Source organism: Leisingera sp. G5_S3_59_S7, assembly GCF_054968485.1.
The window spans coordinates 1-14,773 of record NZ_JBQKUH010000078.1; the positions used below are offsets into that span (position 1 = coordinate 1).

The 14,773-nt window shown below is 64.9% G+C and carries 10 protein-coding genes; 2 read left to right on the forward strand and 8 right to left on the reverse strand.

The genetic code is table 11. The features are described 5' to 3' along the window. Nucleotides 1-42: 42 nt before the first annotated feature. The 7 genes from ACTRWG_RS21085 to ACTRWG_RS21115 all read right to left on the reverse strand — a co-directional run bounded on the left by ACTRWG_RS21085 (nt 43) and on the right by ACTRWG_RS21115 (nt 9,287). A complete protein-coding gene (locus tag ACTRWG_RS21085) occupies nt 43-645 on the reverse strand; it encodes a class I SAM-dependent DNA methyltransferase (protein ID WP_462829904.1) in 603 nt (200 codons plus the stop codon). Nucleotides 646-825: 180 nt separating this feature from the next. Continuing rightward, a complete protein-coding gene (locus ACTRWG_RS21090) occupies nt 826-1,218 on the reverse strand; it encodes a DUF371 domain-containing protein (protein WP_259971927.1) in 393 nt (130 codons plus the stop codon). Between the two features lie 115 nt (nt 1,219-1,333). Further along, nucleotides 1,334-3,841, reverse strand: coding sequence for a GcvT family protein (locus ACTRWG_RS21095; protein ID WP_027235013.1), 2,508 nt, complete (start codon nt 3,839-3,841; stop codon nt 1,334-1,336). A gap of 219 nt (nt 3,842-4,060) precedes the next feature. After that, complete coding sequence (locus ACTRWG_RS21100; RefSeq protein ID WP_027235014.1) at nt 4,061-4,411, reverse strand: hypothetical protein; 351 nt, start codon at nt 4,409-4,411, stop codon at nt 4,061-4,063. 545 nt (nt 4,412-4,956) lie between these two features. After that, nucleotides 4,957-6,360: an FAD-binding oxidoreductase gene (locus ACTRWG_RS21105; protein WP_462829905.1), complete on the reverse strand. Its 1,404-nt coding sequence runs from the start codon at nt 6,358-6,360 to the stop codon at nt 4,957-4,959. 108 nt (nt 6,361-6,468) lie between these two features. Further along, nucleotides 6,469-8,259 carry a gamma-glutamyltransferase gene (gene ggt, locus ACTRWG_RS21110; protein WP_027235016.1) on the reverse strand — a complete coding sequence of 597 codons (1,791 nt, stop codon included), beginning with the start codon at nt 8,257-8,259 and terminating at the stop codon, nt 6,469-6,471. Between the two features lie 41 nt (nt 8,260-8,300). Next, entirely contained in the window at nt 8,301-9,287 is a 987-nt protein-coding gene (locus tag ACTRWG_RS21115) for a 2-hydroxyacid dehydrogenase (RefSeq protein WP_027235017.1), read from the reverse strand. 217 nt (nt 9,288-9,504) lie between these two features. Here ACTRWG_RS21115 and ACTRWG_RS21120 point away from each other — a divergent pair, with 217 nt between their 5' ends. Together ACTRWG_RS21120 and ACTRWG_RS21125 are read left to right on the forward strand one after the other, a co-directional pair. Then, on the forward strand, nt 9,505-10,002 hold the full coding sequence (locus ACTRWG_RS21120; RefSeq protein WP_027235018.1) for an SH3 domain-containing protein: 498 nt from the start codon (nt 9,505-9,507) through the stop codon (nt 10,000-10,002). A gap of 300 nt (nt 10,003-10,302) precedes the next feature. Then, complete coding sequence (locus ACTRWG_RS21125) at nt 10,303-12,516, forward strand: NADP-dependent isocitrate dehydrogenase (protein WP_027235019.1); 2,214 nt, start codon at nt 10,303-10,305, stop codon at nt 12,514-12,516. Between the two features lie 78 nt (nt 12,517-12,594). Here ACTRWG_RS21125 and ACTRWG_RS21130 read toward each other — a convergent pair whose 3' ends face one another. Continuing rightward, a complete protein-coding gene (locus ACTRWG_RS21130; RefSeq protein ID WP_245597344.1) occupies nt 12,595-14,502 on the reverse strand; it encodes a methyl-accepting chemotaxis protein in 1,908 nt (635 codons plus the stop codon). Between the last annotated feature and the right edge of the window lie 271 nt (nt 14,503-14,773).

Here is a 14,773-nt window from a genome sequence, read left to right on the forward strand (position 1 = left end):
GGGGCGCCCCGACCGGTGCCTGTTGCCACAGCGGGCAGAGGGTCAATCCGCGGCGCGGAGACCCGACCCCATCAGAACCGGCATCGACTGGCCGCCGGCGTCCATTGTGAAGGCATGTGCCACCCGGATCGACCCAAGGCCCGCATCCCGCAGCGCGTCTCTCACCTGCTGCTCAGTCAGCCCGGAGCCACCCTCCTCCGAGGCCAGCCAATCCCATTGCACGAACAGTCCGCCGCTGTTCAGCCGCTTCGCCAGCGCCGCAACCGCGCTTTTATAGTCCGGCAGGAAACCGCAGACGGAGGAGGCGCAGATCATGTCAAATCCGCCGAGCCCCTCCCCGGCGTCCTGTCCGCTGGCATCCAGAATGTCCGCATGCAGCGCCCGGACATTGGGCAGCGCCTTGCCCTGCAGCACCGCGATCATCCGGTCCGAGGTGTCGGCGGCGACCACCTCCTTCACATGCGGCGCCAGCTTTTCGCTCAAGAGCCCGGTGCCGCAGCCGAAATCGAGCACCCGCTTGTCCTGCCAGCCGCCGCCGGTGATGCCGGTCTCTGTGTCCAGCGCGGCAAAAGCCCGCGTGGCATAGGTGCGGACATCGCTGTTGCCGTCCCAGCCGTCCGCGTAATCATTCCAGTCGTCGCTCATAGTGCTTGCGTGTCCCGCCTTGGTGTCTTGAAACCGGGACAGTGAAGCGGCGGGCGGGCGGCGTCAACAAGGGGCTGCAGGCGCGCACCTTCTCTTCGCCCCGGACCAACGCGGAGCGGCCGGACGAGCACCTGCCTCTCGACTGCAACAGTATAGGAGGAAGTCCAGCAAGGGTTCGGATCAGCCTTCCGCGCGGAGCTGCCGGGCGAGCCAGTCTATTTCTTCTGTCGCTCCGAACCCTTCTTCGCTGAGACGGATAACCGCCGTCCTTACAAGCTCCCTGTCGAGATCCCGCGCTGCCTTGGCTTTTGCGACGGTCTCAAAATCCGCAGGATCGCAGACAAATGAACTGAATCTCTGAATTTCGTCCGAATACTCAGTGAACCCCGAGCGGTGCAGCACCTCGGCAGCCAGCTGCAGAGGCCCAACACACAAATTGTCGAAGGTCCTCACGCGGCCTTTTTCCAGATGGTGCACTTCCCGGTAGTGCAGCTGATGAACGCAGCGGGCTATGGCCAGCAGCCTGCCTTGATGCGTGTTGACGGGCTGCGGGAGCCAAGGCGGATAATCCATGCCCGAATGCTGACGGCATACCAGGGCTTTGTTCAAGTCCCTTTTCGCGCGCCAGCCACCCCAAAAAAAAGCCCCGGCACATTGGCCGGGGCTTCCTTGTCTCTTCCGCCTGGCCTTAGCCGTTCTGGCGGATGGTTTCGTTCTTCGGATCGTAGGGGCTGTCGCAGGTCACGACCGCATCCCACAGCTTGTCCTGCATCTTGACCTTCAGCTTGGTGCCTTCCACCGCGTGCTCAGGCTTCACATAGCCCATGCCGATGGATTTCTCGAAGGCCACCGAGTAGCCGCCGGAGGTCAGGCGGCCCACACGGGTGCCGTCTTCGGTGTAAAGCGCTTCGCGGCCCCAGGGATCGGCGTCCGACGGACCGTCGATCAGCAGGGTGCAGCACTTCACGCGGACGCCGGTTTCGACCAGCTTGTCCTTGCCGTGGAAGTCCTTCTCCAGGTCGACAAAGCGCGGCAGGTCGGCTTCCAGAGGGGTCGCGTCGCGGCCCAGTTCGTTGCCGAAGGCACGGTAGGATTTCTCCTGGCGCAGCCAGTTCTGGGCGCGCGCGCCGACCAGCTTCATGCCGTGCTTCTCGCCCGCTTTTTCCAGCAGGTCGAACAGGTAGTTCTGCATCTCGATCGGGTGATGCAGTTCCCAGCCCAGTTCACCGGTGTAGGCCACGCGGATCGCGTTCACGGGGCACATGCCCAGTTCGATCTGCTTGGCAGACAGCCAGGGAAAGCGCTTGTTCGACAGGGCGGTTTCCGGATCTGCGTCCTTGATCACCTCTTTCAGAACGTCGCGCGACTTGGGCCCTGCGATGGCGAAAACGCCCCACTGGGTGGTCACATCCTGGATCTCGATGTAACCGAACTCTGCCATCTTGTCTTCGGCGGCCTTGCGCAGGAAGTCCGCGTCATACTCGGTCCAGGCACCGGCGGAGACCAGGTAATAGTTGTTCTCGCCGTTGCGCACGATGGTGTATTCGGTGCGGGTGGTGCCGAATGCGGTCAGCGCGTAGGTCAGGTTGATACGGCCGACCTTGGGCAGCTTGTTGCAGGTGAACCAGTCCAGGAACTGCGTCGCACCGGGGCCTTTGACGACATGCTTGGTAAAGGCGGTTGCGTCGATCAGGCCAACGCCTTCGCGCACGGCTTTCGCCTCGTCCACGGCATACTGCCACCAGCCGCCGCGGCGGAAGGAGCGGGCGTCGTGGTCGAAGTTCTCCGGCGCGTCCAGGGGCCCGTAGTAGTTCGGACGCTCCCAGCCGTTGACCCAGCCGAACTGGGCGCCGCGGGCCTTCTGGCGGTCGTAGGCCGGAGCGGTGCGCAGCGGGCGGGCTGCCGGGCGCTCTTCGTCCGGGTGGTGCAGGATGTAGACGTGGTCGTAGCACTCTTCGTTCTTGCGGGCCGCGAACTCGGTGGTCATCCAGTTCTGGCTGTAGCGCTTGGGGTCGAGCGACGCCATGTCGATCTCGGCCTCGCCGTCCACCATCATCTGCGCCAGGTAGTAGCCGGTGCCGCCTGCGGCGGTGATGCCGAAGGAGAAGCCTTCTGCCAGCCACATGTTGCGCAGGCCCGGTGCCGGGCCGACCAGCGGGTTGCCGTCCGGGGTATAGCAGATCGGGCCGTTGAAGTCGTCCTTGAGGCCCGACTCCTCGCAGGAGGGCATCCGGTGGATCATCGCCATGTACTGCTCTTCGATCCGCTCCAGGTCGAGCGGGAACAGGTCGGCGCGGAAGCTGTCCGGCACGCCGTATTCAAAGCAGGCCGGCGCGTGCTTTTCATAAACACCCAGGATCCAGCCGCCGCGCTCTTCGCGCACATAGGACTGTGCGTCGGCGTCGCGGATCACCGGGTGCTCCGGGTTGCCTTCTTCGCGGTACTTCTGCAGCGCCGGATCAACGTCGGTGACGATGAACTGGTGCTCGACCGGGATCGCCGGCATCTTGATGCCCAGCATCTTGGCAGTGCGCTGCGCGTGGTTGCCGGAGGCGGTCACGACGTGCTCGGCAGTAATCACCACCTTCTCATCGGACTCGACCAGGTTGCCGCCCTGCTCGACCATTTTGGTGCAGGTGACTTCCCAGTGGGTGCCGTTCCAGTGGAAATCATCGGCCTGCATCTTGCGGACGATGTCGACGCCGCGCTGGCGGGCGCCCTTGGCCATCGCCTGGGTCACGTCGGCCGGGTTGATGTAGCCGTCGGTGTGGTGGTACAGCGCGCCCTTCAGGTCCTCGGTGTTGATCAGCGGCCAGCGGGCCTTGATCTCGTCCGGGGTCAGGAACTCATACGGCACGTCGCAGGTTTCCGCGGTGGAGGCATAGAGCATGTACTCGTCCATGCGCTCCTGGGTCTGCGCCATGCGCAGGTTGCCCACCACGGCGAAACCTGCGTTCAGGCCGGTTTCCTCTTCCAGGGTCTTGTAGAAATCGACCGAGTACTTGTGGATGTGGGTTGTCGCATAAGACATGTTGAACAGCGGCAGCAGGCCGGCTGCGTGCCAGGTCGAGCCGGAGGTCAGCTCGTCACGCTCGATCAGCATGACGTCCTCCCAGCCGGCCTTGGCCAGGTGATAGGCAATCGAGGTGCCGATGGCGCCGCCGCCGACAACAAGTGCTTTGACTTGGGTTTTCATTCTCCCGCTCTCCAGCTTTGTGAGATTCTTGCATGCGGTTATGCCCGCGCATTGAAATCCGCGCAAAATCAGGCCGACGCAAAAACAGCCAAAACCGACCTTGCGCGCCACAGCATACCGGATTCTGGCAGCAGTTTTGACGGTAAAGGCGTTTTACCGCGCAGCAAAAAGGGGGCTGACGCCCCCTGACGGTCCTGAATCAAACTGCCGCGTCCCCTGTCAGCAGTCCGCCACATTGCCGCGGCGGATGCAAACGGGCGGCGGTGCCTCCTCCCCGTTCTGCACCTCTGCGACCTGCTCGCCGCCAGAGGGGCCGCCTGTAAGCAGACGCTTGCCGTAGCTGGCTGCCTCGCCCCAAAGTGACAGCCCCTGCCCGTCCTGCTGCGCAGCCGCGCGGACGGTGTCCCGGGTCCGGGCGCGGGCAAAGCGCTCCTGCACGATGGTGCCGTAATCGGTGGCGCTGAGATCGCCCCAGCTGAGGCCCGCATCCCGGGTCTGGATATGGTAGTCATAGCCGATAACGGCCTGGGTGCTGAGCACCAGGATGCCCATTGCTTTCTTCAGTGCCATGCCGCTCTCCGTTTCCGCAGGAATGCTTTGCTGACATCCCAGTTCAGGACCTGGCGCAGAATTGCGGCAGCTTTCCGGCTTTTCGGGGGAGAGTGCGATGCATGCGGTTCAGTCCGGCCAGGACCCCTGCCCTGCCGGCTGCTGCTGCGGTCTGCGTTACTGATCAACCTGTGCTGATCCCTGTGTGCTGAGCTTCAGCGGTAAGGAATGGCGGCGCCGCCAAGGGGCGGAGGCGGGACGGGAGGGTACTCCCGCACGCTGAACGTCGTCTTTGCGTGCCCGTGCCAAGGGCCCTGTTCCATGATGCCGGGGGTGTCAGGCCCGGCAGTGACCGCGATCAGGAAACAGTATGGCACCCGGGGCTTAAGATGCAGTGAGGCGGGCGTGCGCCGGGGGCGCAACCCCCAGGGCGGTGTGTGCGCAGCAGCCGCTGCGCAGTGAGTATTTCTGGAAAGATGAAGGCGCGAGGCCGGTGTTTTCATCTTTCCCCAAATACTCAAATCCCGCTGCCGGCCCGGAGCGGTCCGCTGGCGGGCGGTTGCACCTTACATCTCCAGGATCTTGCCCGGGTTCATGATGTTATCCGGGTCCAGGGCCGCCTTGACCGCCGCCATATAGCGGGTTGCCGGGCCCAGCTCCTTTTGCAGATACGGGCGCTTGCCCTGACCGATGCCGTGTTCGCCGGTGCAGGTGCCCTCCATCGAAATTGCCAGGTCATTGAGCCAGCCGACAAACTCATCCGCCTTCCCGCGCTCAATTTCGCTGTCCATGTCGATCAGCAGCAGCGCGTGGAAGTTGCCGTCGCCCACATGGCCGACGATCGGCGCCATCAGCCCCATGCCCTCCGCCTTGTCCCGCGCGGCGCCGACGCATTCCGCCAGTCTGGAGATCGGTACGCAGACATCGGTGGAGATCCCCTTGGCACCGGGGCGCAGCTGCAGGCTGGCCCAGTACATGTCATGGCGGGCCTGCCACAGCTTGTTGCGCTCCTCCGGCGTCGAGGTGGCGGCGATGTCAAAGCCGCCGAACTCTTCGGCGATGGAGGCGAACATGTCCGTCTGCTCCACCACACCCGCGTCCGAGCCGTGGAATTCCAAAAGCAGAAGGGGCGTTTCCGGCAGGTCCAGCCCGGAGTAGGCATTGGCTGCGCGCACGCTGAGCGCATCCAGCAGCTCGATCCGGGCGACCGGGATGCCGTACTGGATGGTCATCATCACCGCGCGGCAAGCCTCATCCACGGTGCGGAACGAACAGCGGGCGGAGCGGATCGCTTCGGGGATGCCCTGCAGCTTCAGGGTCAGTTCGGTGATCAGGCCCAGGGTGCCCTCGCTGCCGACCAGAAGCCGGGTCAGGTCATAGCCGGCGGAGGATTTCTTAGCCCGCTGTGCGGTGCGGATCACGCCGCCGTCGGCCATCACGGCCTCCAGGCTGAGCACGTTGTCCTTCATGGTGCCATAGCGCACCGCATTGGTTCCGGACGCCCGCGTCGCCGCCATGCCGCCGAGCGATGCATTGGCGCCGGGGTCGATCGGGAAGAACAGGCCCTGGTCGCGCAGGTAGGTGTTGAGCTGCTCGCGGGTGACGCCGGGCTGCACCACAACGTCCAGATCCTCGGCATGGACCGCGATAATCTGGTCCATCCGCATCATGTCGATGCAGATGCCGCCGGCCGGGGCGTTCACATGACCCTCCAGCGAGGTGCCGGTGCCGAAGGGGATGACCGGCACGCCGTATTCGGCGCAGACCGCGACGATCTCCGACACCTCTTCGGTGGAGGTGGGGAACACCACCGCGTCGGGCGCCTGATTGACGATCCAGGTGGTGGTGTGGCCGTGCTGCTCGCAGATTGCCTGTCCGGTTTGCAGCTGGCTGCCGAAACGCTGTTTCAGTGTTTCGATTGCGGCCTCGATACCGGCCTCGTTGCGCGGCAATGAGGTGGCTTGCACCATGATCGGTCTCCCCCAGAAAAATTCACCTGTTAACCTACGCCCCGCTGCCGGCGTTCAGCAATACCCAGAACCCCGTAGGCCCGGCCGGCGGGGCCGGGCAGCACGCCCTTAACCGCCCAGGGCAATCCCCTCGCGCCGCGGATCCGCGGCGCCCTTCAGCCCCTCGCCGATCTCAATCGCGTGCAGGCCGGAGGTCAGGTCGCGGGCGTTCACCTCATAGCCCAGCTCCGTCAGCGCCTCTGACAAATCCTCGGCACTGGTGCCGGCCTCCAGGTCATAGGTGCCGAACCGGTTGACCAGATGCGGCAGCGCCAGCGCCTCCTGGATATTCAGGCCCCAATCGGCCCAGGCAATGATGGTTTTCGCCACATAACCGATGATGCGGCTGCCGCCGGGGGAGCCGATGGCCAGCACCGGCTTGCCGTCGCGCAGCACAATCGTGGGCGCCATAGAGGAGCGCGGCCGCTTGCCCGGCTCCAGCCGGTTGGCAATCGGGACGCCATTGGCATGAGTCCGGAACGAGAAATCGGTCAGCTCGTTGTTCAGCAGGAAACCCGCCGCCATCAGCCGCGAGCCAAAGGCGTTTTCAATCGTGGTGGTCATCGACAAGACATTGCCCGCCTGGTCCACGATGGAGATGTGAGAGGTCGAGGGCAGCTCGATCGACTCGTCATCGGCCAATTCAGGAATCAGGCCTGCATGGTCGAACTCGGGCGATCCCGGCGCTGTCTCCGGCAGCGCATCATCGCCTTGCAGCAGCTCTGCCCGCGCGGCCAGGTAATCCGCGGCCACCAGCCCGTGGGTGGGCACCGGCACAAAATCACTGTCGGCCATGTAACGGCCCCGGTCGGCAAAGGCGAGGCGGGAGGCATCGCCGATCAGCCGCCAGGCCTCAGCGCTTTCCGACCCCAGCGCGGCCAGGTCATAGGAGCTCAGCATCCCCAGGATCTGCCCCACGGTCAGCGCGCCGGAGGACGGCGGCCCCATCCCGCAAGCCTCGAAATCGCGGTAGGCAACACAGACCGCCGGGCGCTCCTTGACGTGATAAAGCGCAAGATCGGTGGCCGACAGCACCCCCGGGTTGCCCTCAGCAGCGGTGACGGCGTGAACGATCTCTGCGGCGATGGAGCCGACGTAAAACGCCCCGCTTCCCTCCTGCGCCAGCGCCCTAAGGGTGCCGGCATAGTCCGGGTTCAGCAGCGTTGCTCCTTCCTGGACCGGCTCACCCTGCGGCAGGAAATAGGCGGCGGTGGCCGGGAATCGCGCCAGCCGCTCAGCATCGCGCTCCACCAGCCCGGCCAGGCGCGGCGAGACGGCAAAGCCCTCTTCGGCAAGCGTGATCGCCGGTTCAAACAGCGACGGCCAGTTGGCCTGCCCCCAGCGGCGGTGCGCCGCCTCCATAAGCGCAGGGGTGCCCGGCGTGCCGACAGAGCGGCCGCCGACAACCGCGTCAAAAAACTGCAGCGGCTCGCCGTCTTCATCCTGGAACAGCGTCGGCATCGCAGCCAGCGGTGCGGTCTCGCGCCCGTCCAGCGTCGTCACCTCGCCGGTGGCGGCATCATACCAGACCAGAAACGCGCCGCCCCCAAGGCCTGAGGATTGCGGCTCCACCAGCCCAAGCACGGCCTGCACTGCCACCATTGCATCCGCGGCGGTGCCGCCCGCGCGCAAAACCTTGGCGCCTGCCTCCACCGCATGCGGGTTGGCGGCGGCAACCATCCAATTGTCCGCCTCCACCGGGCTGCCAGCGGCCTTGGCCTCCAGCGCGGCGGCCACCTCCGGCGAAATCGCCTCGAACGTGCCGGCAGTTGCGCCTTCGGGTGCGACTTCATCGGCAGCTTCCTGCGCGGCGGCGGATCCCGCGGCAAGCGCGGCAGTGGCCAGAACCAGATACTTCATGAAAGTCCTCCCTAAAATTTCCAGCCACGCAGACTGCGCGCTTACAGCATCGACGGCACCACCTGATCCGGCGGACGGTGGCCGTCCTCGAAGGTTTTGATGTTCAGCAGCACCTTTTCCCCCATCTCGATCCGGCCCTCGACGGTGGCCGAGCCCATATGCGGCAGCAGCACCACATTGGGCAGCTCGCGCAGCCGCGGGTTGATGTCGGTACCGTGTTCATAGACGTCGAGGCCCGCGCCCGCGATTTCACCGGTGCGCAGCATCCGGGTCAGCGCCATTTCGTCGATCACCTCGCCGCGCGAGGTGTTCACGATCACTGCCGAGGGCTTCAACAGCTTCAGGCGGCGGGCGTTCATCAGGTGGAAGGTGGAGGGCGTCGACGGGCAATTGACCGAGATCACATCCATCCGCGCCACCATCTGGTCGAGGCTCTCCCAATAGGTGGCTTCCAGCTGCTCCTCGATCTCGGGGCGCAGACGGCGGCGGTTGTGGTAATGGATCTGCATGCCAAAGGCAGCGGCCCGTTTGGCCACCGCCTGGCCGATCCGGCCCATGCCAAGGATGCCCAGACGGCGCCCGGCAATGCGCCCGCCCAGAAACGCGGTCGGCGCCCAGCCCTGCCAGTCGCCCTTCTGCATCACGGTCAGCCCCTCGGGCATCCGGCGCACCACCGCCATGATCAGCGCCATCGCCATGTCGGCGGTGTCATCGGTCAGCACGCCGGGCGTGTTGGATACCAGAATGCCGCGCTGGCGGGCTGTGGCGACATCAATGTGATCCACTCCCGCGCCGTAATTGGCAATCAGTTTCAGCCGGTCACCCGCCTGGCCCAGAAGGCCTGCGTCAATGGTGTCGGTGACGGTGGGCACCAGCACATCGGCATCCTTCAGCGCCGCGGCCAGTTCGGTCCGGGTCATCGGTGTGTCATCCTCGCGCAGACGCACATCAAACAGCTCGCTCAGCCGGGTCTCCACAGGTTCCGGCAACCGTCGCGTAACGACAACACTCAGTCGGTCTCTTGGCACTTGTGCTCTCCCTTGGGCTTTTCATTCCGCACGCCTCCATGGCATCGTGGCGCAGGATGCGAAGAGGCACAAGAACCCAAGCGCATTCCCTCGCCCGCAAGCCGGTATTTTACCGCCGCGGCCGGGGGCAGCAGAAGACGGGTAGAAGACCGGAACAAGAGGCTGGGCCCAACCTGGCCGGGCAAGAAGAGGCGATCAGGCAGTGAGACAAGCGGCAATGGCCATCCGCCATCTGGCGGCAGCAGCGGTATCCCTGGCCCTGGCAGGCGCAGCCTGTGCTGCCGAATCCCGCGGGCCTGTCACCAACCTCCCCCTGCCCCGCTATGTCTCGATGAAGGCCGCCAAGGGCAATGTGCGCCGCGGCCCGTCGCTCACACACAAAATCGACTGGGTGTTCAAACGCCGCGGCATGCCGCTGGAGATCACCGCGGAATACGGCCACTGGCGCCGGGTGCAGGACCGCGACGGCGCCGGCGGATGGGTGCATTACGCGCTGCTCTCTGGCGTGCGCACCGTGCTGGTCGAGGAGGACATGCTGACGGTCCACTCCCGCCCCGATACCCGCGCCCCGGTCACTGCCGCCTTTGAACTGGGTGTGGTCGCCCGGCTTGGCGAATGCGAACCCGCCTGGTGCGAGATCTCGGCCGGGGGCTACAGCGGCTGGGCCCCCAAGAAAAAGCTTTGGGGCGTCGCCCCGGACGAGCTGCGCGAATAATCCCCTTCTTCCTCCTGCCCCGAATATCCCGGGGTGAACTGGCCGTAAGGCCAAGTGGAACAGCACCCCTCCCCTGCCCCCTTCAGCCCCGCCGCGGCAATCTGCGCGGGCGGCAGATACGCCAAACCATTGCACCCGCAGCAATGGTGTTCTACATGAGGGCCGTGCCTATGGCTGCCAAAGCCGGTTCCGGCCCGGATTCCCGGGCCCCGCTTCGGCAGCACCGGATTACCCAAACCGGCGCGGCCCCGCTGCGCTGACGACATCAAAGCCTCCGAGATCGCTGAAAGGTTGTGGAACATGGCAGAAAATCAAACCCCGGACATATTGTATACCATTGTAGACGAAGCGCCCGAACTGGCCTCGGCATCTTTCCTGCCGATCATCCGCAAGTTCGCCGCCGCCGCCGGTGTCTCTGTCGGCACCAAGGACATTTCGCTGGCGGGCCGCATCCTCGCCGCCTTCCCGGAAAACCTGACCGAAGAGCAGCGCCAGAGCGACGACCTGGCAGAGCTGGGCGAGCTGGTGAAGACCCCGGACGCCAACGTGATCAAGCTGCCCAACATCTCCGCCTCGGTGCCGCAGCTGGTGGCCGCCGTCACCGAGCTGCAGGGCCAGGGCTATGACATTCCGAACTACCCGGAAGAGCCCAAGACCGACGAAGAAAAAGCCATCCGCGCCCGCTACGACGCCATCAAGGGCTCGGCGGTGAACCCGGTCCTGCGCGAAGGCAACTCCGACCGCCGCGCCGCCAAGCCGGTCAAGAACTTTGCCCAGAAGAACCCGCATTCGATGGGATCCTGGTCGGCAGACAGCAAGACCAAAGTGTCGTCGATGCCGGGCAACGACTTCTATGCCAACGAAAAATCTGCGACCATCACCGCCGCGCAGGCGGGTGACGCGAAGATCGAGTTCGTGGGCAAGGACGGCGCTGTCACCGTGCTGAAGGACAGCTGGACGCTGGAAGAAGGCACCGTGGCCGACGCGACCTTCATGTCCGCCAAGGCGCTGTCGGCCTTTCTGAAAGACGCTATTGAGGACACCAAGGCAGACGGCACCATGTTCTCGCTGCACCTCAAGGCCACCATGATGAAGGTCTCCGACCCGATCATCTTCGGCCACGCGGTCAAGGCGTGGCTGGCGCCGGTGTTCGAGCAGTTCGGCCCGCAGCTGGAGGCCCTGGGCGTTGACCCGAACTCCGGCCTCGGCGACCTCCTGAACCGGGTCAAGGACAACCCGGAAATCATGGCGGCAATCGACGCCGTGCGCGCCGAGCGCCCCTCCATGTACATGGTCGACAGCGACAAGGGCATCACCAACCTGCACGTGCCTTCCGACGTGATCATCGACGCCTCGATGCCCGCGGTGATCCGCGCTGGCGGCAAGGGCTGGGACGAGAATGGCAACAAGGGCGACACCAACTGCGTGATCCCCGACAACTGCTATGCGCCGGTCTATGACGAAAGCATCAAGTTCTTCAAGGAAAACGGCGCGCTGGACCCGTCCACCGCCGGCGCCGTCGCCAATGTCGGCCTGATGGCGCAGAAGGCCGAGGAATACGGCTCCCACCCCACCACCTTCGAGGCGCCCGCGGACGGCACCATCCGGGTGGTTCTGGCCAATGGCGATACCCTGCACAGCCACGAGGTTGAAGCGGGCGACATCTGGCGCTCCTGCACCGTCAAGAAGGCGCCGATCGAGAACTGGATCCAGCTGGCGCTGGACCGTCAGCGTCTGACCGGTTCCGAGGCGATCTTCTGGCTGGACGAAAACCGCGCCCATGACGCCGAGCTGATCAAATACGTGAAGCCCGCGCTTGAAGAGGCCGGCGTTGCGGACAAGTTCCAGATCCTGGCGCCGCGCGAAGCGACCCGCCAGAGCCTCGAAACCATCACCAAGGGCGAGGACAGCATCGCCATCACCGGCAACGTGCTGCGCGACTACCTGACCGACCTGTTCCCGATCCTGGAACTGGGCACGTCGGCCAAGATGCTGTCGATCGTCAAGCTGATGAACGGCGGCGGCCTGTTCGAGACCGGTGCCGGCGGTTCCGCGCCCAAGCACGTGCAGCAGCTGGTCGAGGAAAACCACCTGCGCTGGGATTCGATGGGTGAATTCTGCGCGCTGGGGGAATCGCTGAACTTCCTCGCCGACAGCAAAGGCAATGCCAAGGCCGGCGTGCTGGGCGCCGCGGCTGAGGACGCCACCCAAGGCATCCTCGACAACAACCGCTCGCCCTCGCGCAAGGTGGGTGAGCCGGACAACCGCGACAGCCACTACTGGTTTGCCCGCTACTGGGCCGAGGCGCTGGCAGCGCAGACCGACGACGCGGAGCTGGCGGCGCATTTCGCCCCCATCGCGGAGGAGCTTGGCGCGAAGGAAGAGCAGATCATCAGCGAACTGGCGGCCGCACAGGGCGGCGCAGCCGACATCGGTGGCTACTACAACCCGAGCGCTGAGCTGAAAGCCAAGGTGATGCGCCCCAGCGCGACGCTGAACGCGATCATCGGTTGATCCGTTCCCTGCCGATCCAAACAGAAAACGCCCGGGGGCATCCCCCGGGCGTTTTTCATTTCAGGCTATGAGGCTGGATCAAAAATCCTGCCACAGGTCCCTGGCGGCATTGCCATTGGAGACCACGGGCGGCTGCGGCGTCGCCTCCATATCCCAGTCGCTGGCGCCATGCGCGGTCGGCACAGGCGCCGCGGCGGGCTGGGCTGGGACAGCTGCGGCCTGTGCCGGAGCCGCCGCACGGGTGCCGGGGATCTTGAAGTGGGCGACCAGCCCGGTCAGCCGGGTGGCATCTTCCTTCAGCAGCTGACCGGCAGCAGTGGATTGCTCCACCATGGCGGCGTTCTGCTGGGTGACCTGGTCCAGCTGGGTTACGCCCGTGTTGATCTCGGCCAGACCGGTGGACTGCTCCGCCGCCCCTTCGGCGATGCCGGACACCAGCTCGGAGATGTGGTTGACCTGCGACACGATGCTTTGCAGCGCCTCGCCCGCCTTTCCAACCAGCTCCACGCCGCGCTCAACCTGGCCGGAACTGTTGCTGATCAGGGTCTTGATCTCCATCGCGGCATCCGACGACCGCTGCGCCAGCGCCCGCACTTCCGAGGCAACCACCGCAAACCCGCGGCCCGCTTCGCCGGCTCTCGCCGCCTCGACGCCTGCGTTCAGCGCCAGCAGATTGGTCTGGAATGCGATATCGTCAATCACGCCGATGATCTGGGAAATCTGGTTGGAGGACTGCTCGATCTCGGTCATGGCAGACACCGCGCTTTGCACCACCTCGCCGCTGGTTTCCGCTTCGCGCTTGGCGTCTTCCATCGTCGCCTCGACGCTGCGGGCGCCCTCGGCGGCGGATTTCACCGAGGCGGTCAGCTCATCCAGCGCCGCCGCGGTCTCTTCCAGGGTGGCAGCCTGGCTCTCGGTGCGGTGCGACAGGTCATCAGACGCCTGGCTGATCTCGCCGGCGCCGCTGCGGATGCTGTCAGCCGCGGCGATCACCTGCTCCACGGTCTGGCTGAGGGTCTGCGCGGTGCTGTTGAAGTCCCGGCGCAACTGCTCGTATTCGGCAGGGAAGGTTTCAGTGATCTGGGCGGTCAGGTCGCCGTGCGACAGGTCCGACAGCTTGCTGCTGAGCGCCTCCACCACGCCGCTGCGGGTGGCGTCAAGCGCCTGCTGCTCCTGCTCCATGTCTTTCTGGCGGATCAGCGCCTGGCGGAACACATCCACAGCCCGGGCGATTTCACCCAGCTCGTTGCGCGCGCCGGAGGAGGGAATGCCGCTATCGGTGTCCCCGTCCGCCAGAGCCGTCATCCGGTTCTTCAAACCGGTCAGAGGCCTGGTCACGCTGCGGGTGATGAAGAAAGCTGCCACAGCCAGCAGCAGCAGGCCGCCGCCAAGCACCGCCAGCGACTTGTTGCGCATGGCCGCCACATCCGCTTCGATATCAGAGACATAGGCGCCGGTGCCAACAATCCAGCCGAACGGCTCGAAAGCCTGGACATAACCGATCTTGGCCTCGATCACCTCAGAGTTCGGCTTTTTGAAGTAATATGTCAGCTCGCCCGCCCCTTTGGAGGCCGCGATCTTCTCCAGTTCCTGGAACACCTTGATGCCGGTCACATCCTCGTAGCCGCCCTGGTTGGTGCCGACCCAGTCAGGCACCGTGGGATGCGCCTGAACCACCAGATCATGGTCAAAGACAAACACATAGCCGGACTCGCCAAACCGCAGCGCAGTCAGCCGCTCGCGGCCAATGTCGCGGGCCTGTTCCGGCGTGAACCGCCCGGTCCGGGTTCCTTCATCCAGATCGCGCAGCAGGCTGACCGCCGCGTCGGTGACATTGTGCAATTCCTTGTAGCGCATCTCGTAGGCGTTGTTCACAGCCTGGTTCAGCATCAGGAAGGTAAGCACGGCCGTCAATCCAAGCGCGAGCACGGCCAGCGAATAGATACGGACGGGCAGACGGTAGAGAAAAGCGGGTATTCGGGGCATGTTTGCAGAGCCTTTATTGCAGGTCTATTGCCGACCTGTTTTAGAAGGCAGTCTCTAACAAACCCCTACCTCAAAGCGCCCGGCCGCCGTTTTCCGCAAGGTTTTTGCCGCATATTGGGCGGAACAGCCCGCAGCGGCACCGCTTCCGCCGCGCATCTCACCCGCGTCAGCCCCGGAGGCCGTGTTTGCGGGCGGCGCTTGGGCTGGTTTTTGTGTTTTTAACGCAAAACCGCCGCTTGCGTTATGTGCAGCGGCGGTTTTGTTTTGGGCA

What these genes read in the sequence shown, in the direction of transcription:
- ACTRWG_RS21085 (WP_462829904.1), bottom strand. Translation starts at nt 645, where the DNA reads ATGAGCGACGACTGGAATGATTACGCGGACGGCTGGGACGGCAACAGC.
- ACTRWG_RS21090 (WP_259971927.1), bottom strand. Translation starts at nt 1,218, where the DNA reads ATGGATTATCCGCCTTGGCTCCCGCAGCCCGTCAACACGCATCAAGGC.
- ACTRWG_RS21095 (WP_027235013.1), bottom strand. Translation starts at nt 3,841, where the DNA reads ATGAAAACCCAAGTCAAAGCACTTGTTGTCGGCGGCGGCGCCATCGGC.
- ACTRWG_RS21100 (WP_027235014.1), bottom strand. Translation starts at nt 4,411, where the DNA reads ATGGCACTGAAGAAAGCAATGGGCATCCTGGTGCTCAGCACCCAGGCC.
- ACTRWG_RS21105 (WP_462829905.1), bottom strand. Translation starts at nt 6,360, where the DNA reads ATGGTGCAAGCCACCTCATTGCCGCGCAACGAGGCCGGTATCGAGGCC.
- ggt (WP_027235016.1), bottom strand. Translation starts at nt 8,259, where the DNA reads ATGAAGTATCTGGTTCTGGCCACTGCCGCGCTTGCCGCGGGATCCGCC.
- ACTRWG_RS21120 (WP_027235018.1), top strand. Translation starts at nt 9,505, where the DNA reads ATGGCCATCCGCCATCTGGCGGCAGCAGCGGTATCCCTGGCCCTGGCA.
- ACTRWG_RS21125 (WP_027235019.1), top strand. Translation starts at nt 10,303, where the DNA reads ATGGCAGAAAATCAAACCCCGGACATATTGTATACCATTGTAGACGAA.
- ACTRWG_RS21130 (WP_245597344.1), bottom strand. Translation starts at nt 14,502, where the DNA reads ATGCCCCGAATACCCGCTTTTCTCTACCGTCTGCCCGTCCGTATCTAT.